Raw genomic sequence first — 24,823 nt, forward strand, 5'->3', positions numbered from 1 at the left:
CGGAGACATGAGTGCGCAGCGAGGTCTCCCCGACGGACGTGCCGACGGCGTCTGGTGCCAGCTCGGCGAACCCCTGACCGCGGTGCAGATCGCGCGCAGCGGAGTCGGCTGGCTCTGCCTCGACGCGCAGCACGGGGCCTTCGACGACTCCGCGGTCGTCGCGACGCTGCGGGCCGCGGCGGTGCTCGAGGAGCGGCCGCCCGTCGCCGTGCGGGTCGCCGAGCTCTCGGACGCCCTGATCGGCCGGGCGCTCGACGCCGGCGCCGACGTGGTGATCGTGCCGATGATCGAGACGGTCGCGCAGGCGGAGGCGGCCGTCCGGGCCGCGCACTACCCGCCGGTCGGCCGTCGCAGCTGGGGTCCGATGGCGGGTCTGTGGGGAGCGGTCGCCCCGACGCCCGTCGACGCGCGCCCCGAGCTGTGGGTGATGATCGAGACCCGCGCCGGTCTCGACGCGGTCGACGGGATCCTCGCGGTGCCGGGAGTCGCGGGCGTCTTCGTGGGTCCGTTCGATCTCGCGATCGCACTCGAGGTGCCGCTGCCCGACCTGATCGCCGCCGACGGATCCGGCGACCCGCTGCCCGCGATCGTGGCGGCGGCCCGTCGCTCCGGTGCGCGCGCAGGGGCGTTCGCCGGCGATCCGGAGCGGGCGGAGCGACTCCGCGCGCTCGGCTTCGAGGTCGTCGCGGTCGTCACCGATCAGGCACTGATCGGCCTCGGGGTCGCCGCCCTGCGATCGGGCGAGCGCGACTGATCGCTCACGGGTCGCGGATCGTCCGCTGTTCCCGCGCCCGCGCCCCGCCGTTCACCGCGCCCCCGTAGCGTCGCCGCATGGCGATCACCGAGACGGCACCCCGCGGCACGGCCCGCGTCGTCCTCGCGCTCGTCGCCTTCGCGAGCGGCGTCCTGCTGCTGAGCCACGCCGCGGTGCAGGGGGTCGGCGCCCTCGCGTTCTGGCAGCCGTGCTGGTCGCAGGGCTACGGGAGCGGCGCCTGCGCCTCCCTGCAGTACGAGGCGCCGACGCCGGAGTGGCTCGCTCCGCTCTGGGTCTGGTTCGCCGAGCTGCTGCTCTCGATCGCCGTGCTCGCGCTGTCGATGCGCGCGCAGGGGCGCATCGTGCCGGCGGCCTTCGCGCTGCTGGCGGTGCTGGGCTCGAGCATCCTCGTCGACTACGTCTTCACCCCGGCGATCAACGGCGGCTACCTCTCGGCCGACAACCCTCCGGGCTTCGGGCTGATCGGCGCGGTCTGCCAGGCGGTGGCGGGCGTGCTGCTGCTGGTGACGGCGGTCCCGCCGCGCCGCTGAGCCGCCGGCGCGCTCTGAGCCGCCGCCACCCCGCCGCGGTTCCTCAGAAGTTGCGGTAACGGCTCGCGCTTCCCGCAACTATCGGAGGAGCGAGCCGAGCACCGTGCCGCGGTTTCTCACTAGTTGCGGTAACCGCTCGCGCTTCCCGCAACTTTCGGAGGAGCGACGCCCTGCACCCGGACCCGCCGCGGTTCCTCACTAGTTGCGGTAGTGGCTCGCGCTTCCCGCAACTTCTGGAGGACCGAGGAGGCGCCACATCCGGAGCCGCCGCACCGGCCGCCCCCCCCGCGTCACCCCACGTGCACCGCCGGCCGGCGCCCCGGATCCGGCTCCGCGCGACGCAGCACCTCGCGCGTCACCGGCGCCACCTCGCCCGCGCCCGTGATCAGAAAGCGGAACATGTTCGACAGCGGGCTCCCCTCCGTCCACTCGAAGTAGATCTCGGGGATCACGCCCGTCTCGGAGCGGATCTCGAGCAGCACCGCGGCCAGCGTGTTCGGCACGTTGCCGCTGCTCACCTGCAGCACGCGGAAGCCGTGCCGCACGACTCCGCGCACCTCCAGGTCCTCCTCGAAGTTGGACGAGTCGGCGCGGTGCACCTCGAGGAACAGCACGGGCGAGCGGGCCGGGATGTTGCTGTCGCGACGCTCCTCGCTGAGCTTCGTGCGGTACTCCTGCTCCGAGTCCTCGTCGGGCTCGTGCGAGACGATGCGGATCACTCCGTAGTCGTCGGCGTCGGAGCGGACGAACGCGAGCGCCTGGTCGTCGAGCACGACGGAGGTCGCGCGCAGCTGGAACGACCGCTGCACCCGCGAGATCAGCGAGACGACGACGATGCCGACGATGAAGACCGCCGCGATCCTCACTCCGTCGGGCCGCTCGATCACGTTGACGACGGTCGTGTAGACGAAGACGAGCGCGATCAGCGCGAAGCCGACGGTGCGCTTGCGCTGCCTCTGCCGGCGCGCCGAGAGGAACACGGCGACGGACGCCGAGGTGATCAGCACGAGCACGCCCGTCGCGTACGCCCCGCCCTGCGCGTTGACGTCGGCCTGGAACAGGATCGTGATGAGGAACGCGATCGCGGTGAACACGAGCACCAGCGGCCGCACGGCCGCCGCCCACTGCGGAGCCATGCCGTAGCGCGGCAGGTACCGCGGCACGATGTTCAGCAGCCCCGCCATCGCCGACGCGCCCGCGAACCAGAGGATGCAGATGGTGCTGACGTCGTAGACGGTGCCGAAGCCGTCGCCCAGGTACTCGTGCGCGAGGTAGGCGAGCGCGCGTCCGCTCGCCTCGCCTCCGGGCTGGAACTGCGCCTGCGGGATCAGCAGCGTCGTCACGATGCTCGACGTGATCAGGAAGCTCGACATGATGATCGCCGCGGTCAGCAGCAGGCGCTTCGCCCCGCGGATGCGACCGGCCGGGTTCGCGGGGGTGTCGCCGGGCGCGCCGGTGATCTGCGGCATCACCGCGACTCCGGTCTCGAACCCCGAGAGCCCGAGGGCGAGCTTCGGGAACACGATCAGCGCGATCCCGACCATGACCAGCGGATTCCCGTGCTGCGTCGTCAGCGCGCTCCACCAGTCGGTGATCACGACCGGGTTCTCGGCCACGTGCCCGAACGACACCGCGATCACCACCAGGTTCAGGAGGAGGAACACGGCCACGAGGACGACCGCGATGCCGATCGCCTCCTTGAACCCCTTGAGGAACACGAGCCCGAGAAGCGCCACGAGTCCGAGGGTCAGCGGCACCTCCGCCCCCTCGAACCAGGCGGGTGCGAACGGGTTCTCGACGGCGTGCGCCGTGGCATCGGCCGCCGAGAGGGTGATCGTGATCATGAAGTCGGTGGCCGCGAAGCCGAGCAGCACCAGCACGAAGAGCTTGCCACCCCACCAGGGCAGCAGCCGCTCGAGCATCGCGATCGAGCCCTCGCCGCGGAAGCTCTCGCGCGCGACGCGACGGTAGACGGGCAGCGCGCCGAACAGCGTGAGCAGCACGAGCACGATCGTGGCGAGCGGAGAGAGGAGCCCCGCGGCGACCGCGGCGATGGCCGGCTGGTAGCCGAGCGTGGAGAAGTAGTCGACGCCCGTCAGGCACATCACCCGCCACCACGAGTGCGTCTTCTCGACCGTGGTCGCGTGCGGACCCTGGTGCGCGCCGGACTCCTCGGACAGGCCGGTGAGCATCCAGGCGCGGAGGGCGCGGCGCTTCACGGGCGGGGGAGGAGTGGCGGCGGCACGCGCCGGAGAGGAGGTCACCTCCCGTTTCTACGCCCCGCGGGTGATCAGCCAGGACCGATCCGGGAAATCACCCGTGAGGATTCCGTAGGGATTTCGGGCGCAGTGCCGCTGAGGGGGATCGAACTTCGGAGATAAGGCTGGAACGGGCGGACGAGGACGGATCGGGGCGTGACGAGCTCTCGGCCTTAGCGGTGCCGGCGGTCACCAGTCGACGAGCGCGTCGAGGTCCTCCGCGACGAAGATGCAGAACGGATGACCGGACGGATCCGCGAAGACGTACAGCGGTCCCTCCGCGTCGTCGCTCTGGTCGTCGATCACCTCGGCGCCCAGCTCCACGGCGCGCTCGCGCTGCTCCTCCAGCTCGGCGGCGTCCGCCACCATCAGGTCGAGGTGCAGCTGCTGCGGGTGCTCGCCCTCGGGCCACGTCGCGCGCTGCAGCCGGTCGACGCGCTGGAACGCGAGCCGCACCCCCTCGGGCGTGCGCAGCGCGACCCACTCCGCGCGGTCGTCGGAGCCGTCGGCCGGCGGCTCGTCGTCGGGCCGGTAGCAGCCGCCGAGGAGGGCGGCGTAGAAGGAGGCGAGACCTCGCGCGTCCTCCGTGTCGAGCACGATCTGTCGCAGTCGGAGTGCCATGGCGGCAGGGTACGCCGCCCGCAGCGGGCCCGACAGGTCCCGTCAGGCGTCCCGGCGCCGCGGCCAGGCCGCCCAGTCGCGCGACCAGGGCGCCGAGGTCCCACGCCCCTCGAGGTCGGCGAGCCGGTCCGGCTCGGCGATGCTCCACCCGCTCGACTCGCCGGAGCCGTCTGCGCGCACGAGGCGGGAGCCGATCCGGAGCTCCTCGCCGTCGACGACGCTCTCGGACAGGCCACCGGCGACCACGCCGAGCACGTAGCCCTCGAGCTCGTCGGCGACGCGCGTCCACTCGTCGTCGCAGGCATCGCACCCGCAGACGGGGAGCGCGGCGCGCTGGAACTCCCCGGCGTGGACGAGGACGCCGGGGAAGTCGGTGAAGACGAACGTCAGCGGGGAGGCCTCGGGTGAGGCCGGAACCACGCGCACGGCCCGCGCCTCCCGGCCGATCTCGGCCCCGTCGCCGGCGGCCGCCGCCGGATCGTCCGACGCGGTCGCGGCGTACTCCTCGACGAGGTGGGCGATCAGGGCGTCGGCGACGACGTGCAGCGGACGGAAGCGCTCCGCGTGCGCGACGACCGAGTACGCCTCCTCCGGAGGCGCTCCGTCCCACCGGCTGCCGTAGGGGATCACCGCCCCGTTCTCGTCGGTGAAGACCGGCTGCTCGACGGCGGGGCGGACGTACTCGCTCATGCCGACGACGCTACGGGCTCCCCGACCTGCGGCGCCCGGACAGCCGATCGGCTGCTCCGCTCGCCCGTGCGGAGCATGCGCGGCCACCGTGCGGCCGGGATGATGTGCGGGTGACCTCCGTGCTGATCGTCGATGACGAAGCCCTCGTCCGCTCGGGACTCTCGCTCATCCTCGAGGCCGACGACGGGCTCGAGGTCGTCGGCGCCGTCACCGGAGTCGCGGCGCTCGCCGCCGTCCGCGAGCACCGTCCCGAGCTCGTCCTGCTCGACATCCGCATGCCGCAGATCGACGGGCTGCAGGTGCTGGGTGCGCTTCGCGCGCTGCCCGATCCTCCGATCGTCGCGATGCTGACCACCTTCGACAGCGACGATCTGCTGGCGGCGGCGCTGCTGGGCGGTGCCGCGGGCTTCCTCCTGAAGAACACCGACCCCGTCGCGCTCACCCGCATGGTGCACGCGCTCGCCAGCGGAGGAACGGTCCTCGCGCCCGGAGTGGGGCGCGCCCGCCTCGCCGCCGCCTCCGTCGATCTGGGTGCGCGCGCCCGCGTCGACGCACTGGCCCCGCGCGAGCGCGAGGTGCTGCGCCTGATCGCGGAGGGGGCGACGAACACCGAGATCGCGCAGAGGCTGATGGTGAGCCTGGGCACCGTCAAGGACGACGTCAGCGCCGTGCTCGACACCCTCGGGGTGCGCAGCCGGGTGCTCGCCGCGCTGACCGCCGCCCGCGCCGGTCTCGTCGTGCCGTGAGCCGCCCGAGCGGATCCGCGGTGCGCGCCGCGCTGATCGACGTGGGCCTCGTCGTGCTCTCGGCGTCGTACTCGGCGCTGAGCGTCTACTTCGACACGGACGCCGGATCCAAGTGGGTGCTCACCATGATCGCGGCGGCGGGACTCCTCCTGCGCCGCCGGTGGCCCTACGCCAGCCTGCTGCTCGCGCTGCCCGGCTTCGCCTGGGGCTTCGCCGTCTTCGCGATGATGATCGCGCTCTACAGCGTGGCGCGCAGGGAGGCGCGGCTCGGCCGGGTGATCGCCGCTGCGGTGGTCTCGTGCCTCGCGACTCCGTCGTGGACCCTCGTGTTCCAGGGCATGCGCGCCGATCTGATCACGCTGCAGTCGATCTGGACGGCGACGCTCTTCGCGGTGCTCTACTCGGCGGCCCCTGCCGCGCTGGGAGTCGCCGTGCGCACGCAGGAGGTGCTGCGGGCCGAGGTCCTGCGCGTCCGCGTGCTGCAGGAGCAGCGGAGCCGGCTCGCGGCCGAGCAGGTGCTCGAGCGCGAGCGGGCGGTGCTCGCGCGCGAGATGCACGACGTGGTGTCGAACCAGGTGAGCCTGATCGCCGTGCAGGCGGGGGCGCTGCAGGTGGGCGCACCCGACGACCGGACGCGCTCGTTCGCCGCCACCATCCGTCGTCTCAGCGTGACCACGCTCGATGAGCTGCGGGTGATGATCGAGGTGCTGCGCGCCGCGGGCGGGACCGATCGCGGACCGGCTCCGCAGCCCGCGCTCGAGGATCTGCCCGTGCTGATCGAGGACTCCGGCATCGCCGTCACTGCGCGCACGCGGGTCGACGGAGCCGTGCCCCTGGCCCATCAGCGGGCGGCGTACCGGGTGGTGCAGGAGGGGCTCACCAACGCGCGCAAGCACTCTCCGGGCGCCGCCGTGGCGGTCGAGCTCCTCGAGGACGGTGCCGAGTTGACGGTCGAGGTGAGGACGGGCCGCACCGACGCCCCCGCCCTCGAACTGCCGAGCTCGCGGCACGGGCTGATCGGCCTCCGCGAGCGCGCGGAGCTGCTCGGCGGCTCTCTTGAGCACGGTCCGCTGAAGGGTGGCGGTCACCTGCTCCGGATGCGGCTGCCCCTGCCTGCGGTGCAGGAGGGGCGCTGACGGCTCCGGCGCTCGGGAGGGGCGCCGGCCCTTTCGGCGGGACCGCCGCGTCGACGCGCGGTCAGACCGCGCCGAGGCCCGCGACGAGCGAGATCGCACCCAGAGCGAGGAGCACCGGGCCGCCCAGCGCTCCGCACCAGAAGCTCGGAGCGGCGAGGCGGCGGGGAGGGAGGACCGAGACCGCGCCGATCGCGGTCAGGAGGGCAGCGGCGACGAACAGGATCGGCTGCCCGAGCACGAACCCGAGCGGCAGGAAGTGGACGCCGACGACGATCATGGCCGCGGCGGCGATGAGCTCCGCCCGCTTCGCGCGCACGAACCGGATCGAGAGCACGACGATCGCGACGACCTCGATCCAGGCGACGACGACGTACCAGACGAAGGCCGGCGTCCCCGGGACGAGGGCCGACGGCGACCCCCAGTTCCGCACGAGCGGCGGGAGGGCGGACCCGAGAAGGGCGAGCCCCGCCGCCTGGATCGCGACGAGCACGACCCGCGGACCCGCGCCCTTCGGCGGCCGCTCGTGCGCCCAGCCCGCCCAGACGAAAGCGGCGAGCCCGAACAGCGCGCCGACGAACAGCAGGTCGCGCGGGACAGCATCATCGATCATGGGGACCCCCGGCTTCCGACGGTAGCCGCGCGAGGGGTGCCGGGCATCCGCCCCCGGCGGGAGATCCGCGCCGGGAGTGGACCGCGAGCGGGAGCGGTCAGCGGCTGGGCGGGGCGCCCGCACCGCCGCCGGGAGCCGTCCCCGCGGTCGGGGCGGTCGTCGTGTCGACGCGGGCGGTGAGCGCCACGGAGTAGCCCGACGCGACGTCGCCGGTCGTCGTGCCGAGCTGCAGCACGCCTCCGTCGTCGCCGAAGACGTTGTCGTCGGCGAGCGAGACCTGCGCGAGGTTCGCCGTCGATCCGCTGTACTCGTCGAGCGCGTAGACGGCGGCGCAGGCGTCCTCGGGGAGGGCGACCTGCGAGGTCGCGATCGCGTTCGCCGCGTCGGTGATCGAGGCGGCGTCGGGGTAGACCTCGAAGTGGATGTGCGGCCAGCGGCCGGAGTAGCAGGCGGGGAAGACCGAGGTGAACGTCACCGCTCCGTTCGCGTCGGCGACCTGGACCCCGCGCAGGTAGGTCTCGTCCTCGACCCCGGAGGAGTACATCGAGTATTTCCCGCCCGCGTCGCAGTGCCAGACGTAGACGGCCGCGCCCGCGAACGGCACGTCGCCGTTCGCGGTGTCGAGGATCGTGAGCGTCAGCGTCATCGGCACGCCCGCGGCGGTCGCTCCGCCGTCGATGCTCGAGCGGATGTCGCTGCGGACGACTCCCGAGTTCTCGAGCACGTCGACGCCGTTCGATCCGTCGCCGGGGTACGGGCCGGCGGTCTCGTCGGGGATCTCGCCGGTCGCCGTCGTGCCGGTCGAGGCGGTTCCGGAGGAGGCGGTGCCGGAGGATCCGCTCGCGGACGACGTGTCCGTGCTGCCGCCCGCATCGGTCGTGCACGCCGCGAGCCCCATCGTCGCCGCTCCGACTCCGATCAGCGATAGCACCCGCCGGCGGCTGAACAGCGTGCCGACGTCGAAGAGCAGCCCCTGGTCGACGACCTCCTCGTGCGGCCGGTCGAGCCGCCGTCCCTGGTAGGCGGGTCCCTGCGGGGTGAGGTCGGGCTCGGGGATGCGGGTCATGGGGTCCTCCTCGGACGTCGGCTGCGCATCCGACTCTGGCGGCGGGCGCTATGAGCCTCCGATGTGGAACCGATGACGCGGCGAAGGGTCCGCTCGAGGCTCTGCTGACCCGATCGGCGAGGCGCGACAACGTTGAGCGCGGGCGCTGAACGTAAAGGTTAGAGGCGCTAACCTTGACTCCACATCAATCCCCGCACTTGTGAGGTACCCGTGCACCACGTCGACCGTGAGTGGAACCCGCGCGAGACCGCGGGGCTCACTCGTCGAGACCGCAGCCCCGGCGTCTACCGCGCTCTCGTGCCCGACGAGCTCGGACTCGCGCTGCCTCCGCTGGGCCGAGAGGCAGCCGGTGCGGCGGAGGACGCTCTGACTGTGCTGGCTCGGGCCGACGAGCGCATCGGCGCCAGAGGCGGCTATCTCAACCATCTCCTGATCCGCTCCGAGAGCATCTCGTCCTCGTGGATCGAGGGGAATCGCGTCACTCCGAAGAAGCTCGCGATCGCCGAGGTGCTCCAGCAGGGGAAGAAGGTCGCACTCGATGTGATCGCGAACGTCCGGGCGACGGAGACCGCCATCGCCGGACTGGCCGATCGTGAACGACGCATCACGCTCGCGGACGTCGAGGCGCTGCAGCACACCATCGAACCGTCGCTCCCGTTCGGCGTCCGTGAGGAGCAGAACTGGGTGGGCGGCACCGGGTGGTCTCCCCTGCGAGCTGATCTCGTCCCGCCGCCGGAGTCCGAGGTGCGACGGCTCGTCGAGGACCTGGCCGCCTTCGTGACGGCGACCGACGGCAACCCCGTCGTCCGAGCCGCGCTCGCCCACGCCCAGTTCGAGACCATCCATCCGTTCATCGACGGCAACGGACGCACCGGTCGAGCGCTCATCCACACGGTGCTGAAACGCAGCGACGCCCTGCGCAACGTCCTCGTGCCCATCTCGACAGTGTTCGCCGGCGACAAGGACGAGTACATCGCCGGCCTGACCGCGTTCCGAGCCGGCAGGGTGGACGACTGGGTGATCGGATTCGCGCGGGCGACCGAGGTGGCCGCCTCGAACGCGGTCGCCCTCTCCGAGGCCGTCGAGAGACTGGACTCCGCGGTCCTCGAGCGCCTGGTCGCCTATCGCGCTGAGGCCGGTCTTTCTCCCGCCCGCCCGCGGAAGGACGCTGTCGTGCTCCGGATACTGGACCGACTCGCGATCGATCCGGTTCTGACGGCGGAGACCGCCGCCCGGAACCACGGCGTCTCGACCGTCGCCGCGCACGGAGCCCTGGCCCAGCTGTCCGCCGCCGGGATCCTCTCCCGGAACAAGGACCACAAAGGACGGCTGTTCTGCTGGACGGCGGACGAGCACCTCGCGCACGTCGCGCTGACGGAGCGCAGCAACCGCATCGGCGGAGGGGACACGCTCAACGAGGTGCCCCGGCACGGGCCCGCCCGACCCGACACGCGTGTCGTCGGTCGGCTCCTCCGGTGACGCCGTCGATCGCCTCGGCGTCCGGGGCAGCCCGCGACCGGGCTCGGCGGGGCAGTCCCTCCAGGGGAGGACGATCGTGACGCGCGGGTTCCGCACCCTCCCGCTCCTCGCTGCCGTCGCCCTGCTCGCAGGCTGCGCCGGGAGCCTCGACGGCTCGCCCGAGGCGTCCGCCGAGGCCGCCGAGACAGCCGCTCGGGAGTCGGAGGCCGCGCTCGCCGACGGCATCGGCACCGACCGCCCCGACGACATCGACGAGGTCGCGCGCGAGGCCGTCGCGGCGGGCGCCGACCTGATCGCGATCGAGTCCCTCGAGGCCCCCGAGCTGATCGACCCCTTCGGCGCGCTCACGACGCGCATCACCGGCGTTGACGGAGAGGCCTACTGCTTCCGCATCGAGTACGGCTTCTACGGCCGCCACAGCGATGGCGGCGAGACGGTCTTCGGCACGACGACCGGGGTGGAGGACGTCGAGTGCGACGCGGCGACCCCGGGCGTCGCTCCGCCGCCGGACACCCGCGAGATCGTCGTGCCCGCTCCGAACGCCGAGGAGGCGGCGACGGAGGTGCTCGCCGGGCTGCCCGAGGATCCGGGTCCGGCGGACGCCGTCGTCGCCGCGATCACCGAGCGGCTGGCCGCCCCGACGGGGGTGCGGGAGGTCGCGGCGCCGCCGACGGCGGTCGTGCGGGGGAGCGATGTCGGAGTGGCGATGGGCCGCGCCGAGGACTGCGTGCTCGTCAAGCGGGAGGACGGAGTGGTCACTCGCGTCGTCGTCGAGCCGGTCCGGCTGCAGCCGGGCGAGCTCGGCTGCACCGCCGAGACCGCCCTGCTCCCGGCGGAGTCGCTCGGGTCGCCGCACTGACGGGTCGGCTCGCAGGCGTCCTCGACGAGGCGTCCCCCGGCAGCCCGCGCCGGGTCGACCCGTCCGGCGAGGTCGGGATGCGCGCGTCGAATCTGTCGCCCTCCTCGGGGGGTACCGGAGCCTGAGAATCCGCCCCGAACACGGGGATAGTGGGGAGCCACTCGTCCCCTCGCGTCCGAGCGCCGCCCCCGGGCGCTCACGCGCCTCCTCAGAGAGATCGTCGTGCCCGGATCCGCGCCCCCCGTCCGCTCCTCCCTCCGCTCCCGACTCGCCACCGCCCTGGCGGCCGTCGTGGTCGCCGCCGGCCTCGTCGCGATGCCGACGGCGGCGCCCGCGGCCTCGGCTGCGGCCTCCTCGGCATGCGGTGAGGCGGGAGTCGTCAATACGGCCATCGCGGCCGGCCCCGACGCCGTGGAGTGCCGGTACGTGAACCGCAGCGCCGACGGCATCGGAGGGGCCCCCGACACCTTCACGGTGCCGCCGAACACGCACTCCCTGAAGGTGCGCGTCGACGGCGGGCGCAACGGCGGACTGACGACCGCGAAGCTCTGGGTCACCCCCGGGCAGGTGCTTCAGGTCAACGTCGGCGGGGTGGGCGAGGACGCCCGTCCCAACGGAGTGTCGATCGGCAAGCGGGCCCTCGGCGGCTGGAACGGAGGCGGCACGGGAGGAACCGACGGGTTCGGCTGCACCCTGAATCCCTGCGGTGACGGCGGCAACGGTGCGACCGACGTCAGGACCGGTGACTTCGGGCTGAGCGATCGCGTCCTCGTCGCCGGCGGCGCGGGTGGCGACGCCTACTTCATGGGAGTCGGCGGAGGCGAGAACGGCCAGGACGGCGGTCAGGAGGTCAATTCCAGCGTCTACGGCGGCAAGGGCGGCGGCGGCAGCCAGAAGGCGGGAGGCTACGGCGGCGGGAACGCGAGCGGCGGCACCTTCGGCGGCGGTGGCGGCGGCGGCGACGCGAAGCCGTTCCCCGGCGCCTCGGCGAACGGCGGAACCGGCGGCGGCGGCGGCTGGTACGGCGGTGGCGGCGGAAGCGGGCGGTACTACGCGCCGTGGCTCATCTACTACCAGGGCTCGGGCGGCGGCGGCAGCGGGCACGCGGGAGCCGGCACGACGGAGGCCGTCCTCACCCAGGGCGGAGGCAGGGATCGCGCGAACGTGGTCATCCGCTCCATCCCCGACGAGTACCCCACGACGGTCTCGGTGGTCTCGGCCACCAACCCCAGCGCCGTCGGGGACGACCTCCGGTTCACCGTGACCGTCGAGACCGCCGACCCGGCGAGGATCCCTCTCGGGTCCGGACGCGCCGGCGTCGCGTACCAGATCGTGGACAACGGCGTCCCGACCATGATCGTTCCGAACAAGCTCGTCACGATCGACCCCGCCCTGCCGGGCAGGGGCACGGCCGAGATCCAGATCACCGGGGCGGATGGGGCCCTCACCTCCCGGGCGGGCGACGCGATCTTCTACGGCACGTTCTCGGGCCGCGAGACCGACACGGCCACCGGCACTTTCCGCACCCGGTCGAACGCCTCGGCCAAGCAGACGCAGACCATCGTGCGCCCGCCCGTGCCGATCATCCCGGTGGAGCAGACCATCACGTTCTCGGAGCTGCCGGAGCTGCGCATCGACGGCCCCGCGGTCGATCCCACCGCGACCTCGTCGTCCGGTCTGCCCGTCAGCTATCTCAGCAACACGCCCGAGTCCTGCACGGTGACGCCCGAGAACAGGATCACTCCGGTCGGGGGCGGCGCGTGCGTGATCGTGGCGCTGCAGCCCGGCAATGAGCGGTTCCTCCCCGCGACGCCCGTCGAGCGCTCCTTCGAGATCGCCTTCCTTCCGCTGTCGATCGAGCTCGACGCCCTCGCGAGCAACACCCTGGGTGAGGAGACCGTGACGGCCGGTGCGCGATCCTCGGCCGGCGTGCTGGTCGACATCGACACCTTCGACTACGACATCTGCGAACCCGTGGGCACCGCGCAGAGGGACGCGACCGGTTCCGTGACGCGGGACATCCGCCTCGTCGGCCCGGGGCTCTGCAGGGTCGCCGCCATCTACGGCGACGAGAGGTACGACTTCACCTGGAGCAACGTGCAGGAGTTCGAGGTCCTCCCCATCAGGCAGAGCATCTCGTTCCGGCTGCCGCAGGTCGCGGTACCCGTCGGGTACTACGAGGACGTCCTGACCTACCCGAGCTCGACCAGCGGGCTCCCCGTCGCGGTGACCACGACGACTCCGCTGGTGTGCGCCGTCAGAGACGAGGCCTTCGTGCGCACAGTGGGCGCCGGAACCTGCGAGCTGCAGTTCCAGCAGCCCGGCGACGAGCGGTACCTGCCTGCGCCCACCGCGTCCGGATCGTTCGAGGTGAGCAAGCGGGCCCAGACCATCGACTACTTCGCCCCGGCGGACGTCGATCCGCGGGCCGGCAGCACGTACTCTCCGCGCTCCATCACCAGTTCGGGGCTGTCCGCGGTCTACGGCGCGTCCGGCGCGTGCACGATCTCCGAGGGGATCGTGACCTTCACGGTCGTCCGCGGCGTGTGCACGATCACGGCCGACCAGCCAGGCGACGCGAACACGCTCCCGGCCGCTCAGAAGTCGTACGGCCTCACGGTGACCAAGGGCCTGCAGTCGATCACGGTCACCTCGACGCTGCCGGCGACCGCGGCGCTCGACACGCGCCACGTCGTCTCCGCCACCGCCGACTCGGGCCTGCCTGTCAGCGTCTCGGCCAGCGGCTGCACCCTCTCGACCGACGAGCAGGGTCGGCGGATCGTGGTGCTGACGGACGCGGGTCGGTGCGGTCTCGCCTTCAACCAGGCGGGCGACGCCGACCACGAGGCCGCTCCCGAGGAGCAGCGGACGATCACCGCGACGCGCCTGCCCCAGGCGATCACGGTCGGCTCGACGCCTCCTGCCCGTGCTTTCGACGGCGACACGTACAGGGTCGAGGCGACCGGAGGCGGATCCACCGCTCCGGTGGTCGTCTCGATCGTCCGGGGCGGCGACTGCACCATCGAGGGCTCGGTCGTGTCCTTCTCCGGAGAGGGCTCCTGCACGGTCACGATCGATCAGAGCGGAGACGCCCGGTACGCCGATGCTCCGCAGATCAGGCAGACCATCACGGTGGGCATTCCGGAGGGCGACCTCGCCTTCGGCGGCGAGGCCCCGGTGACCGGTCGCGTGTTCGGGACCTACACGCCCGTGATCGTCGCGGGCCCGTCGACGGGCGAGCCTGTGCTGTCGGCGAGCGGTGCGTGCTCCGTCCGGGCCGACGGGAGGACCGTGCAGAACGACAGCACCGGGACCTGCCGGATGTCGCTCGATCAGCCGGGCGACGGCGACTGGCCGGCGCGCCGGGCGGAGAGGAGCTACTGGGTCCTCAAGGCCGAGCAGACCGTCCGCATCACCAGCACGCCCCCGGCCTCGCCGGTGGTGGGCGGGACCTACACGCCGACGGTCGCCGGAGGCGGATCCAGTGAGGCGCCGCGGATCCTCACCGGCGTGCTGTGCTCGGTGAAGGACGGGGTCGTCACGTTCACGACGAAGGGCGTCTGCCTCGTCTCGGCGTACCAGAACGGCGACGCGCAGTACGAGAGCTCCCGCCCGGACAACCAGGAGATCGAGGTGGGCTACGCGCCCGGCTCCGTGTCGTTCGGCAGTGCGGCTCCGACCGACGCGAAGGTGGGCGGTTCCTCCACTCCGGTGATCGTCGCCGGTCCGGCTGCGGGCCGTGCGGTGCTGTTCGCCTCGGGCGCCTGCTCGCTGGGCGAGGGCGGCGTGGTCTCGTACGACTCCGCCGGCACCTGCACGCTGACCGCGCGCCAGAGCCGTGACGACACCTACGGGTCCGCGCGCGCCGATCAGACGTTCGAGATCACGAAGACCGCGCAGACGGTGGCGTTCACGACGCGCGCCCCGGCCACGGCGATCCCGGGAGACGACCACACTCCGAGCGCGACGGGCGGGGCCTCCGGGCAGCCCGTCGTGATCGGCGCCGCCGGCGCGTGCGCGATCGAGGACGGGGTCGTGACCTTCAGCGGCAGCGGCACCTGCACGATCACCGCCGACCAGGCGGGCGACGACCGCTTCCAGTCGGCGCCGCAGATGTCGCAGACCGTCGCGGTCGCGCTCCTCCCAGGCACCGTCGCGTTCGGCGGTGATGCTCCGATGGGCGCACAGGTCGGCGGATCCTCGACTCCGGCGATCATGCGCGGCCCGTCGAGCGCCGATCCGGTGCTGACGGCGTCGGGGGCCTGCTCGGTCGCGTCGGGCGTCGTCTCGTACGACTCCGCCGGAACGTGCACGCTGACGCTCGACCAGGCGGAGGATGCGCGCCACGGCGCGGCTCCCCAGGTCGTGCGCACCTTCGCGATCGCGAAGATCGCGCAGACGGCGGTGTTCACCTCCACGGCTCCGGCCGCGGCGGTCCCCGGAGGCACCTACACGCCGACCGCGACGGGCGGACCGTCGGGTCGCCCGGTCGTCGTCGCGGCGACCGGGTCCTGCTCGATCGAGGACGGAGTCGTGACCTTCGTCGGGAGCGGCACCTGCACGATCACCGCCGACCAGGCGGGCGACGACCGGCACGAGGCAGCGGCCCAGGTGTCGCAGTCGATCGCGGTCGACCTCGCCGCCGGAACGGTCGCGTTCGGCGGTGACGCTCCGGTCGGTGCACGCATCGGCGGCTCATCGACTCCCGTGGTCATCCGCGGCCCGTCGAGCGCGGATCCCGTGCTGGCGGCTTCGGGCGCCTGCTCGGTGGCCGCGGGAGTCGTGTCCTACGACTCTGCGGGGACCTGCACGCTGACGCTGGATCAGGCGGGGGATGCTCGCCACGGCGGGGCTCCGCAGGCGGTGCGGACGTTCGAGATCGGACGGGTCGCGCAGTCCCTCGCGTTCACGTCGATCGCTCCCGCCGCGGTCCCGGGCGGCGCCGGCTACACGCCGACGATCAGCGCGGGCGGGTCCAGCGCCCCCGTGGTCCTGGGCACGACGACGCCCGAGGTGTGCTCGATCACGGCCGGCGCCGTGAGCTTCGCGAAGGCCGGTACCTGCGAGCTCATCGCCGACCAGGCCGGGGACGCGACCCACGAGGCGGCCCCTCGCGTGACCCAGTCGATCACGGTCACCGCGCCGGCCCCGATCGTGAGGAAGGCCCAGAAGATCGCGTTCACGACGAAGATGCCGACCTCGCCCGAGCGCGGCGTCGCGTATCCGGTCGCTGCGACCGCCACCTCCGGCCTGCCGGTCGCCCTGTCCGCGAAGGGCGGCTGCGTGCTGAGCGCCACGGGCCCGGGCACCGCGACCGTCAGGCTCACCGGGCTCTCGAACTGCGTCGTCACGGCGACGCAGACCGGGAACGCGCAGTGGCTGGCTGCACCGTCGGCGAAGCAGTCGCTGCGGATGAAGCTCTTCACCCGCGCCGACCTGAGGATCGCCGTCGCGCCCGCTCCCGGCCTCGCCGCGAGCGCCCCGCTGTCGGCGATCGTCACGGTGAAGAACGTCGGCACCCGCGACGCGGCGACCACCACCACCCGAGTGGTCGTCTCGGGTCAGGTGGCCAGCGCCCCGGGTGCGGTGCAGACCCGGGGATCCGTGGCGGGCACCACGGTACTCACCTGGACCGCTCGGAGCGTCGGCACCGGCGCGAGCATCGCGTACCCGGTGACCTTCTCGAGCCGACCGAAGTCGACCACGTTCGACGCGAAGGTCTCGACCGCCGCATCCGACCCGACCCCGGCCGACAACACGGTGAAGCGCACGCTCCGGTAGAGCCCGGGGCCGCGCGGCCGGACCTCTCGGGTCTGCCGCGCGGCCCGGGGTGCATCGGAGGTCGGTCTCGGGCTGAGGCGCGACCGGCTCACGGGCAGCTGCGCTCCGCCTCCTCGTTCAAGGCCGGTGCGGCGCGGGAGGCCGCCTCCTCGGGAGTCCGAGCGACCGCGTTCCGTCGGACGTCCTCGAGGAGTGGCTGCGGTCCAGCGCCACTGAGGACGACGGCTCAGCGGGCCGCCCGCTCCCGGATCGCGAGGATCACGTCGGTCTTCGCGTCCGAGTACGCGTTCATGTCGTCCCAGCGGCGGCGCAGCAGGTCGCGCTTGACGCTCTCGTAGAGCGCCCGGTCGGCGGGGTCCGAGCGGAGGCGGTCCCGCAGCAGCAGGTAGGCGTCGATCGCGGCGGCGCCCCGCTCGTAGACGTGCACGTGCACGTCCCGCGCGGGGGTCCGCATGAGGCGGTGGCCCGGCTCCCGCACGCGCAGCAGGTATCCGGAGGCCAGGAGCGCGTCGAGGTACTCCTCCTCGGCCGTGATGTCGTCGACGATCACGACGATGTCGATGATCGGCTTGGCCGCGAGTCCGGGGACGGACGTCGATCCGATGTGCTCGACCCCGACGCCCGGCAGCGCCTCGAGGATCCGGCGCCGGTGCTCCTCGAAGAGCGCGGGCCAGCTCTCGTCGTACTCGTGCAGCGCGACCTCGAGCGGCTCGACCCCGCCGATCAGCTCGACGGCGGTGGCATCGGGGTGGCGGGACGACATCCGCCCATCCTCGCAAAAAGAAGGGCCGGAGGGATCGCTCCCCCCGGCCCACAGGAGCTACTCCGTCTCCTCCTGCACGTGCTTCGCGACCTTGTTCGCGCGCGCGTTCGGCACGGTGTGCGTCATGACGAGGCCCTCGACGTCCCGCGACCCGTTGCGGCCGAGGTTCGCGAGCCGGGCGAGCTCGTCCTCGGACAGGCTCTGCGACTGCAGCGGAGGCAGGTCCTTCACCTCGTCCAGCGTGATGCCGAGGCCGTCGCCGACACGGCGGCCGAGGCCGTCCTCCACGAGGTAGAAGTGCCACAGCATCCGCTCCTGCACGGGGCGGGCGGCCTGCGAGATCAGGTCGACGAAGTTCGCCACCAGGTCGTCGCGCTCCCACTCCTCCATCAGCAGGTAGCGCTGCCCGGCCTGCGTGTAGTCGTTCGTGCGCGGGATCCGCTTGCGCGTGAGCCGCCCGGTGATCTCGGGCCCCTGGTCGTCGTGGGTCGGGTACTGCGCCTCGCGCAGCCCGCCGGTGATCGAGGGCTCGTAGTTCACGTGCGGGTTCTCGCCGCCGTGGTCCTGGTGGAACGCCATCTGCCCGTCGCGCTGGTTTGTCGCGACGTGCACGTTCTTCGGCGCGTTCACCGGCAGCTGCAGGTAGTTCGGGCCGACCCGGTAGCGCTGGGTGTCGGAGTAGGAGAAGGTGCGGCCGACGAGCATCTTGTCGTCCGAGAAGTCGAGGCCGTCGACCAGCACGCCGGTGCCGAACGAGAGCTGCTCGTTCTCGGCGAAGTGGTTGGTGACGTTGCGGTTCAGGACCATGCGCCCGACCGTCTTCGGCGGGAACTCGTTCTCGGGCCACACCTTCGTGTCGTCGAGCGGATCGAAGTCGAGCTCGGGGTGGTCGTGGTCGTCCATCAGCTGCACGCGCAGCTCCCACTCGGGGTACTCGCCGCGCTCGATGGCCTCGTAGAGGTCCTTCGACGCGTGGCCGAGGTCGCCGCCCTGCACGACGGCGGCGTCGGCCTCGGTCATGCTGCTGACGCCGACCGACGGGATCCAGTGGTACTTGACCAGCTTCGTGTCACCGGCGGCGTTCACCCACTTGTAGGTGTTCACTCCGAAGCCCTGCTGGTGGCGGTAGTCGGCCGGGATGCCGCGGGGGCTGAACAGGTTGACCAGCATGTGCATCGACTCCGGCGTCTGCGACATGAAGTCGAAGATGCGCGCAGGCTCCTGCCGGAACGTGACCGGGTCGGGCTTGAGCGAGTGGATCACGTCCGGGAACTTGATCGCGTCGCGGATGAAGAAGACGCCGAGGTTGTTGCCCACGAGGTCCCAGTTGCCGTCCTCGGTGTAGAACTTCACCGCGAAGCCGCGGGGGTCGCGCGCGGCCTCGGAGGAGTCGCGGCCGCCGATCACGGTCGAGAAGCGGATCGCGACATCGGTGCGCTTCCCTTCCTCCTGGAACAGCTTCGCGCGGGTGTACCGCGAGATCGGCTCGTCGCCCCAGGTGCCGGTCGCCTCGAAGTAGCCGAAGGCGACGGCGCCGCGGGCGTGCACCACCCGCTCGGGGATCCGCTCGCGGTCGAAGTGGCTGATCTTCTCGAGGAACTGGTAGTTCTCGAGCGTGGCCGGGCCGCGGGCTCCGACGGTGCGCTGGTTCTGGTTGTCGTAGACGGGGTGGCCCTGACGGTTGGTCAGGATCTTCCGGTCATCGCCCTCGGCGGGCGGCTGGGAGGAGACGTCGGTCATGGATCAGGTGTCCTTTCCAGGTGGCGGTCCCCTCCATCCGATCAGAGACGGCCTGGACGACGCCCAGGGGTTGACGTCAGCGGTCGGCGCGCACGTGCACCGTCTCGCCCTCGAGGACGAACCGGAGGCCGCTGCCCTCGCCGAACTCCTCCCGCAGCTCGGCGGGCAGCGACGACGAGACGGTGAGCTGCGCGGTCGCGGGGAACGAGCGCGCGCTGCATCCGCTCGACACGATCACGCTCTCGCCGGACGCGGCGAGCACCACCGACAGGCACGCGCCGCCGTCGTCGCCGCTGGGCCGCTTCACCAGGCGGAGGCCGTGGAACGGCGCGGACGCGAGGGTGCTCTCGGCGCCGCCGAAGCGCGGCAGGTCCTCGGCGGGGGTCAGCGGCAGGGACGCGACCTCGTGGTCGGGGGCGGTCGTCACCCAGAGGGTCGCGCCGGCGCCGGCGGCCACGGCGACGACCAGCGACGCCGCCCAGAGCAGGGCGAGCGGCCGGCTGATCCGAGGGCGCGGTGCGGATTCCGGCTCCTCGGGGAGGAGCGGGCCGCCCGACTCGAGGGTCCGCAGCCGGGCGAGCTCCCGCGGCTCGAGGTCGGGCCGGCGCCCGTAGGCGCGGCGCTGCAGCTCGCGGAGCTCGTCCTCGTCGGTCACCCTCCGAAGTGTGCCACCGGGCGGCGCGGGCGAGGCGTCCCGCTGCCGTCGAGGCGTCCCGCTGCTCCTGGACGTCTCGACGGGACGGGGACGTCTCGACGAAGCGGAGGTGGCCCCGCCCGTACCATCGGAAGGTGCCCGAGGAGCCCCGCCTGACCGAGACCACGGCCGCCGACGCCGTGGCGCTGACGCTGTTCGTCCTGCAGGAGGCCGAGATCATGCGGCGCTACGGCGGCGACGACCCCGGGCCGCGGCCGGGCCCCGAGACTCCGACGCTCCTCCTCCGGGTGGACGGGGAGGTCGTGGGCTGCGTGGCGCTCGCCGCGGAGGGCGAGGTCGGCGAGATCAAGCGGATGTACGTGATCGAGCAGGCGCGCGGGCGCGGCTTCAGCCGGCTCCTGCTCGCGGGGGTCGAGGAGCTCGCGGCGCGTCACGGCGTCGAGCTGCTGCGCCTGGTCACGGGCACGCAGCAGCCCGAGGCCGTGGCCCTCTATGAGAGCTCGGGCTATGAGCCGATCCCGGGCTTCGGCTACTGGGGCGACGAGCCCGAGAGCCTCTGCTTCGCGAAGCGGCTCGGATGAGGCGTACGGAACCGAGGTCGGGAGCGGCCACCGGCCTCGTCCGGGGGCCTGGCGCCCCTCCGCTCCTCGGTTGCGAACGGAGAGACCCTCGGAACGAAGGCTGAGCGCCCCGATTCCGAGAGAAGAGGCTCGTTCGGCGCGCCCAGCCTTACTTCTGCAGCCGTTCGGCCGCGCACCCCGCCGCGGCGCGCACCGAGCGGACCGGCGGAGGGCACCGGTAGTCTGATCGGGACCCCGGCGCGCGCCATGCCCGCGCCGCCGTCTCCTCCTCCGCCGTCGCGGAGGTCCTCGGCTGCCCACGCGGCCGAGGCGACACCGTTCCGCAGAGCCGGAGCGCTGGTCGCAGCAGCACCGGCCCGCCCGGTGCGCCCCCATGCCACGCACATCCCGGCACGACGCCGGCCCCTCCTATCGGAAAGCACCCATGCGAAACGCCCGCACAGCCAAGCCCGCCCGCCACCACCTCGAACTGGCGGCTCCGAAGCCGCTCGAGAAGGGCGGTCTGCGCATCACCCCTCTGGGCGGTCTCGGCGAGATCGGCCGCAACATGACCGTCTTCGAGCACAAGGGCAAGCTGCTCATCGTCGACTGCGGCGTCCTCTTCCCCGAGGAGAACCAGCCCGGCATCGACGTGATCCTCCCCGACTTCGCCGCGATCCGCTCGCGCCTGAAGGACATCGAGGCCATCGTGCTCACCCACGGCCACGAGGACCACATCGGCGGCGTGCCGTACCTGCTCAAGGAGCGGGCCGACATCCCGATCATCGCGTCGACCTTCACGCTCGCGCTCATCTCGGCGAAGCTCCAGGAGCACCGCATCACCCCGCGCACCCGCCCGGTGAAGGAGGGCGACCGCGTCGACGCCGGCGTGTTCGACCTCGAGTTCCTCGCCGTGAACCACTCGATCCCGGACGGCCTCGCCGTCGCGATCCGCACCGAGGCCGGCCTCGTGCTGCACACGGGCGACTTCAAGATGGACCAGTTCCCGCTCGACGGCCGCACCACCGACCTCCCCGGCTTCGCGCGCCTGGGCGACGAGGGCGTCGACCTCTTCCTCGTCGACTCCACCAACGCCGACGTCCCCGGCTTCGCGATCTCGGAGGGCGACCTCGCCCCCGCGATCGACCAGGTCTTCCGCACCGCCCCGCGACGCATCGTCGTGTCGAGCTTCGCGAGCCACGTGCACCGCATCCAGCAGGTCCTGGACGCCGCGCACCGCCACGGCCGCAAGGTCGCGTTCGTCGGCCGCTCGATGGTCCGCAACATGGGCATCGCCGCCGAGCTCGGCTATCTCAAGATCCCGGCCGGCCTCGTCGTCGACATGAAGGTGCTCGAGAAGCTGCCCGCGACCGAGATCGTGATGATCTGCACCGGCTCGCAGGGCGAGCCCATGGCCGCACTCTCGCGCATGGCCAACAAGGACCACATCATCGACATCGGACCCGGCGACACCGTGCTGCTGGCCAGCTCGCTGATCCCCGGCAACGAGAACGCGATCTACCGCATCATCAACGCGTTCACGCGCTGGGGCGCGACCGTCGTGCACAAGGGCAACGCCAAGGTGCACGTCTCGGGACACGCGAGTGCCGGCGAGCTCGCCTACTGCTACAACATCCTCCGCCCGACGCACGTGCTGCCCGTGCACGGCGAGTGGCGCCACCTCACCGCGAACGCCGCGATCGCCACGCGCACCGGGATCGACGAGAAGAACGTCTTCGTCATCGAGGACGGCGTCTCGATCGACCTCGTGAAGGGCCGCGCCCGCATGAGCGGACGCATCGACGCCGACCACATCCTGGTCGACGGCACCACGATGGGCGTCGCCACCGAGGACGCCATGATCGACCGCCGCGTGCTCGCCGAGGAGGGCGCGATCACCGTGCTCGCCATCGCCGACCTCGACCGCGGCACGCTCGGCGAGCCCGTCGAGTTCTTCACCCGCGGCTTCGTGGAGGAGCCGGGCTGGCAGGCCAATGCGAGCAAGGCGATCGACGACGCCGTGCTGCAGGCCGCCGGATCGCCGACCGACCGCGAGGCGCTCGAGAAGCTGATCACCCGGACGCTCGGCCGCTGGCTGACCCGCCGTCACCGCCGGAACCCGGTCATCACCACGATCGTCGTCGAGGAGTAGCCCCCGCACGTCCGAGCGCCCGTCCCCTGCAGAGGGGGCGGGCGCTCCGTCGTGCTCGGTAGAGTCGATCCGATGTCCTCCCCGTCCCGCGCCCGCGCCCGTGCGGCGGCCGCGTTCCCGAACCGGCTGCTGCTGACCAAGCGCGCCTCGGGGACCAACGGATGGCTGAGCTCGTGGGGCACGAACGCGCACGGCGAGATCGCCGGCTGCCCGCCGCCGCGCGTCTAGACCGCGACCGCCCCTCCTCCGGAGACAGCGGCCGCGTCCCCGCGCTCGCCACCACTCCGGACGGAAACCCATGGCTCACCACGACCTGCCCGCCGACCAGGCACCGCACTCGATCTGGCGGGGGCTCCGCCAGACCCTGCAGAAGGACACCGTCGGCGGTGCCTTCCTCCTCACCGCCACGCTGCTCGCACTGATCATCGCGAACAGCCCCGCGTCGTCGCTCTACGAGGCGGTGCGCGACTTCCGCTTCGGGCCCGAGGCGCTGCACCTGGATCTCAGCGTCGGCTCGTGGGCGGCCGACGGCCTGCTCGCGATCTTCTTCTTCGTCGTCGGCCTCGAGCTGAAGGAGGAGTTCGTCGCGGGCTCCCTGCGGAAACCGCGCACCGCGCTCGTGCCGATCGTCGCGGCGGTCGGCGGAGTCGTCACTCCGGCCCTGATCTTCGTCGCGGTGAACCTGCAGCGCGGAGGAGCGGCGCTCGACGGCTGGGCGATCCCGGCCGCCACCGACATCGCGTTCGCGGTCGCCGTGATCGCGGTCGTCGGCAGGTTCCTCCCGCCGGCGCTGCGGACGTTCCTCCTGACCCTCGCGGTGGTCGACGACCTCATCGCGATCACGATCATCGCCGTCTTCTACACGGCGGGCATCGACGCGCTGATGCTCGGCCTCGCGCTGATCCCGCTCGCGGTCTTCGCGGTGTGCGTGCAGCGCGGCGTGCGCGCGTGGTGGGTGCTGATCCCGCTCGGAGTCGCGACGTGGGCGCTCGTGCACGCGTCCGGGGTGCACGCGACGGTCGCCGGAGTGCTGCTGGGCTTCACGGTGCCGGTCGCCGCGACGAAGCGGGCCCGCGTGCAGGTGGGCACGGATGCCGGGGGCCGGCCGGTCTACGACGGGCTCGCCGCGCATTTCGCCGACCGGTGGAGCGTTCTGTCGACGGCGTTCGCGGTGCCCGTGTTCGCGTTCTTCTCGGCCGGAGTGACGGTCGGCGGCCTCGCGGGGCTGGCGGAGTCGTTCCAGGACTCGATCGCGCTCGGCATCATCGCCGGCCTCGTGCTGGGCAAGCCGATCGGCATCGTCGGCAGCACGTTCCTGCTGACCCGGTTCCGCGGGATCTCGCTCGATCCGTCGCTCCGCTGGATCGACATGCTCGGCATGGCGTTCGTCGCGGGCATCGGATTCACGGTGTCGCTGCTCGTGGGCGAGCTCTCGTTCGGCGCCGGCAGCGAGTCCGACGACCACGTGAAGGTCGGCGTCCTCGCGGGCTCGCTCCTCGCGGCGGTGATCGGAGGCACGATCCTCGCGGTGCGGAACCGGCGCTATCGTGCGGCGCCTGCCCCTTCGCTGGTCGAGTAGCTGCGCAGCGGCGTCTCGAGACCGACGTGTCCGGCGGGATCCGGGTCCGTAGGGTGGGTCGGAGCGGGGGAGAGGCGGGCGGATGCGCGGCACGCGGTCGTCACCGGAGGTTCCCCTCGTGCAGTGGAACTGGTTCACGCGGGCGAAGACGCCGAGCGAGAGCATCCTGATCGGGATGCTCCTGCTCGCGATCCCCGCGTGGAACTTCTCCGGGATGCTCATCGACGGCATCTCGTTCGGCCTGCGGCTCGGCGTCCTCGTGGTCCTCTCCGTGATCCTGTTCGGCGTGATGGCGGTGCTCATGGCCGTCAGGCACCCCACTCCGCACGCCGATCTCGCGGCGCGCACCGTCCGCGTCCGATCGCGGGTCACTCCGTTCGCCGCCTTCACCTCGGCGAAGCGGCTTCGGATCGGCAGCAGCTCGAAGCGGGTGGTGATCGAGCTCCACGCGCCCGGGCAGACCGTGCTGCTCGAGCTCCGCGATTCCCTCGGTCGCGTGACGACCGGGCGGACGCAGGAGGCGATCCTCGAGTTCCTCCACGGGAGCGGAGTCGTGCTGCCCACGTCGAGGGACGATCCGACGGGACGCTTCACCGAGCTGAACTTCCCCGGTCACCTCAGCCGGGAGCAGGCGATCGCGCTGGCCGAGCGTCCGCTGACCGCGCCCGACGTCGGCTCGGGGGCGCACGGCTGACGTGCGCGGACCTCGTTCCGGACGCGATCCGGGTCGACCGCGACACCGTCGTCCTGCGGCGGCCGACCTCCCGGCCGACTGGACGCGGACCGGGTCCTGAGGCCGCCGGACACCCCGATCGGAGTCCGA

At 72.4% G+C, this 24,823-nt stretch carries 20 protein-coding genes; 12 read left to right on the top strand and 8 right to left on the bottom strand.

The annotated features are described in order from the left end of the window. The first annotated feature begins 7 nt into the window (after positions 1 to 7). Both ASF46_RS18385 and ASF46_RS18390 read left to right on the top strand, forming a co-directional pair. Complete coding sequence (locus tag ASF46_RS18385; RefSeq protein WP_056868954.1) at positions 8 to 754, top strand: HpcH/HpaI aldolase family protein; 747 nt, start codon at positions 8 to 10, stop codon at positions 752 to 754. A gap of 77 nt (positions 755 to 831) precedes the next feature. After that, the gene (locus tag ASF46_RS18390; protein ID WP_056868955.1) at positions 832 to 1,305 is read left to right on the top strand and encodes a hypothetical protein; all 474 of its coding nucleotides are present in this window, start codon (positions 832 to 834) and stop codon (positions 1,303 to 1,305) included. 290 nt (positions 1,306 to 1,595) lie between these two features. On the opposite strand, the gene ASF46_RS18395 is transcribed toward ASF46_RS18390, so the two are convergent. From ASF46_RS18395 to ASF46_RS18405, 3 genes are all read right to left on the bottom strand, one after another. Next, positions 1,596 to 3,497, bottom strand: coding sequence for an amino acid transporter (locus tag ASF46_RS18395; RefSeq protein ID WP_157602815.1), 1,902 nt, complete (start codon positions 3,495 to 3,497; stop codon positions 1,596 to 1,598). Between the two features lie 255 nt (positions 3,498 to 3,752). Further along, on the bottom strand, positions 3,753 to 4,184 hold the full coding sequence (locus ASF46_RS18400) for a VOC family protein (RefSeq protein ID WP_056868957.1): 432 nt from the start codon (positions 4,182 to 4,184) through the stop codon (positions 3,753 to 3,755). Between the two features lie 42 nt (positions 4,185 to 4,226). Next, positions 4,227 to 4,874 carry a DUF6226 family protein gene (locus ASF46_RS18405; RefSeq protein ID WP_056868958.1) on the bottom strand — a complete coding sequence of 216 codons (648 nt, stop codon included), beginning with the start codon at positions 4,872 to 4,874 and terminating at the stop codon, positions 4,227 to 4,229. A 110-nt stretch (positions 4,875 to 4,984) separates the two neighbouring features. Between ASF46_RS18405 and ASF46_RS18410 the strand changes: the two genes are divergently transcribed. Continuing rightward, complete coding sequence (locus tag ASF46_RS18410) at positions 4,985 to 5,620, top strand: response regulator (RefSeq protein WP_157602785.1); 636 nt, start codon at positions 4,985 to 4,987, stop codon at positions 5,618 to 5,620. Further along, positions 5,617 to 6,756 carry a sensor histidine kinase gene (locus tag ASF46_RS18415; RefSeq protein ID WP_056868960.1) on the top strand — a complete coding sequence of 380 codons (1,140 nt, stop codon included), beginning with the start codon at positions 5,617 to 5,619 and terminating at the stop codon, positions 6,754 to 6,756. The genes ASF46_RS18410 and ASF46_RS18415 overlap by 4 nt, the downstream gene beginning before the upstream one ends. A 61-nt stretch (positions 6,757 to 6,817) precedes the next feature. On the opposite strand, the gene ASF46_RS18420 is transcribed toward ASF46_RS18415, so the two are convergent. After that, the gene (locus ASF46_RS18420; protein ID WP_056868961.1) at positions 6,818 to 7,366 is read right to left on the bottom strand and encodes a hypothetical protein; all 549 of its coding nucleotides are present in this window, start codon (positions 7,364 to 7,366) and stop codon (positions 6,818 to 6,820) included. A gap of 97 nt (positions 7,367 to 7,463) precedes the next feature. Then, positions 7,464 to 8,432 (bottom strand): intradiol ring-cleavage dioxygenase, encoded by a 969-nt coding sequence (locus ASF46_RS18425; RefSeq protein ID WP_056868962.1) that lies wholly within the window; start codon positions 8,430 to 8,432, stop codon positions 7,464 to 7,466. Between the two features lie 210 nt (positions 8,433 to 8,642). On the opposite strand from ASF46_RS18425, the gene ASF46_RS18430 reads away from it, so the two are divergent. The 3 genes from ASF46_RS18430 (at position 8,643) to ASF46_RS18440 (ending at position 16,551) form a co-directional block, all read left to right on the top strand. Then, positions 8,643 to 9,911, top strand: a complete 1,269-nt coding sequence (locus tag ASF46_RS18430; protein WP_056868963.1) for a Fic family protein — start codon at positions 8,643 to 8,645, stop codon at positions 9,909 to 9,911. Positions 9,912 to 9,987: 76 nt separating this feature from the next. Next, positions 9,988 to 10,770, top strand: coding sequence for a hypothetical protein (locus ASF46_RS18435; RefSeq protein ID WP_157602788.1), 783 nt, complete (start codon positions 9,988 to 9,990; stop codon positions 10,768 to 10,770). 222 nt (positions 10,771 to 10,992) lie between these two features. Next, positions 10,993 to 16,551 carry a glycine-rich protein gene (locus ASF46_RS18440; protein WP_056868965.1) on the top strand — a complete coding sequence of 1,853 codons (5,559 nt, stop codon included), beginning with the start codon at positions 10,993 to 10,995 and terminating at the stop codon, positions 16,549 to 16,551. Between the two features lie 226 nt (positions 16,552 to 16,777). Here the strand turns inward: ASF46_RS18440 and ASF46_RS18445 are convergent, their stop codons facing one another. The 3 genes from ASF46_RS18445 to ASF46_RS18455 all read right to left on the bottom strand — a co-directional run bounded on the left by ASF46_RS18445 (position 16,778) and on the right by ASF46_RS18455 (position 19,709). Continuing rightward, entirely contained in the window at positions 16,778 to 17,314 is a 537-nt protein-coding gene (locus tag ASF46_RS18445) for a GrpB family protein (protein WP_056868966.1), read from the bottom strand. A gap of 57 nt (positions 17,315 to 17,371) precedes the next feature. Then, entirely contained in the window at positions 17,372 to 19,054 is a 1,683-nt protein-coding gene (locus ASF46_RS18450) for a catalase (RefSeq protein ID WP_056868967.1), read from the bottom strand. 76 nt (positions 19,055 to 19,130) lie between these two features. After that, entirely contained in the window at positions 19,131 to 19,709 is a 579-nt protein-coding gene (locus ASF46_RS18455; RefSeq protein ID WP_056868968.1) for a hypothetical protein, read from the bottom strand. 134 nt (positions 19,710 to 19,843) lie between these two features. On the opposite strand from ASF46_RS18455, the gene ASF46_RS18460 reads away from it, so the two are divergent. The 5 genes from ASF46_RS18460 (at position 19,844) to ASF46_RS18475 (ending at position 24,694) form a co-directional block, all read left to right on the top strand. Then, the gene (locus ASF46_RS18460) at positions 19,844 to 20,290 is read left to right on the top strand and encodes a GNAT family N-acetyltransferase (RefSeq protein WP_056868969.1); all 447 of its coding nucleotides are present in this window, start codon (positions 19,844 to 19,846) and stop codon (positions 20,288 to 20,290) included. A gap of 424 nt (positions 20,291 to 20,714) precedes the next feature. Next, a complete protein-coding gene (locus ASF46_RS18465; protein ID WP_082480882.1) occupies positions 20,715 to 22,421 on the top strand; it encodes a ribonuclease J in 1,707 nt (568 codons plus the stop codon). A 72-nt stretch (positions 22,422 to 22,493) separates the two neighbouring features. Continuing rightward, positions 22,494 to 22,649 carry a hypothetical protein gene (locus ASF46_RS19625; RefSeq protein ID WP_200919776.1) on the top strand — a complete coding sequence of 52 codons (156 nt, stop codon included), beginning with the start codon at positions 22,494 to 22,496 and terminating at the stop codon, positions 22,647 to 22,649. A 70-nt stretch (positions 22,650 to 22,719) separates the two neighbouring features. Further along, the gene (gene nhaA / locus ASF46_RS18470; RefSeq protein WP_056868970.1) at positions 22,720 to 24,000 is read left to right on the top strand and encodes a Na+/H+ antiporter NhaA; all 1,281 of its coding nucleotides are present in this window, start codon (positions 22,720 to 22,722) and stop codon (positions 23,998 to 24,000) included. Positions 24,001 to 24,118: 118 nt separating this feature from the next. After that, positions 24,119 to 24,694: a hypothetical protein gene (locus ASF46_RS18475; protein ID WP_157602791.1), complete on the top strand. Its 576-nt coding sequence runs from the start codon at positions 24,119 to 24,121 to the stop codon at positions 24,692 to 24,694. Positions 24,695 to 24,823 lie beyond the last annotated feature (129 nt).

This window comes from Rathayibacter sp. Leaf296 (genome assembly GCF_001423045.1).
Lineage (GTDB): Bacteria > Actinomycetota > Actinomycetes > Actinomycetales > Microbacteriaceae > Rathayibacter > Rathayibacter caricis.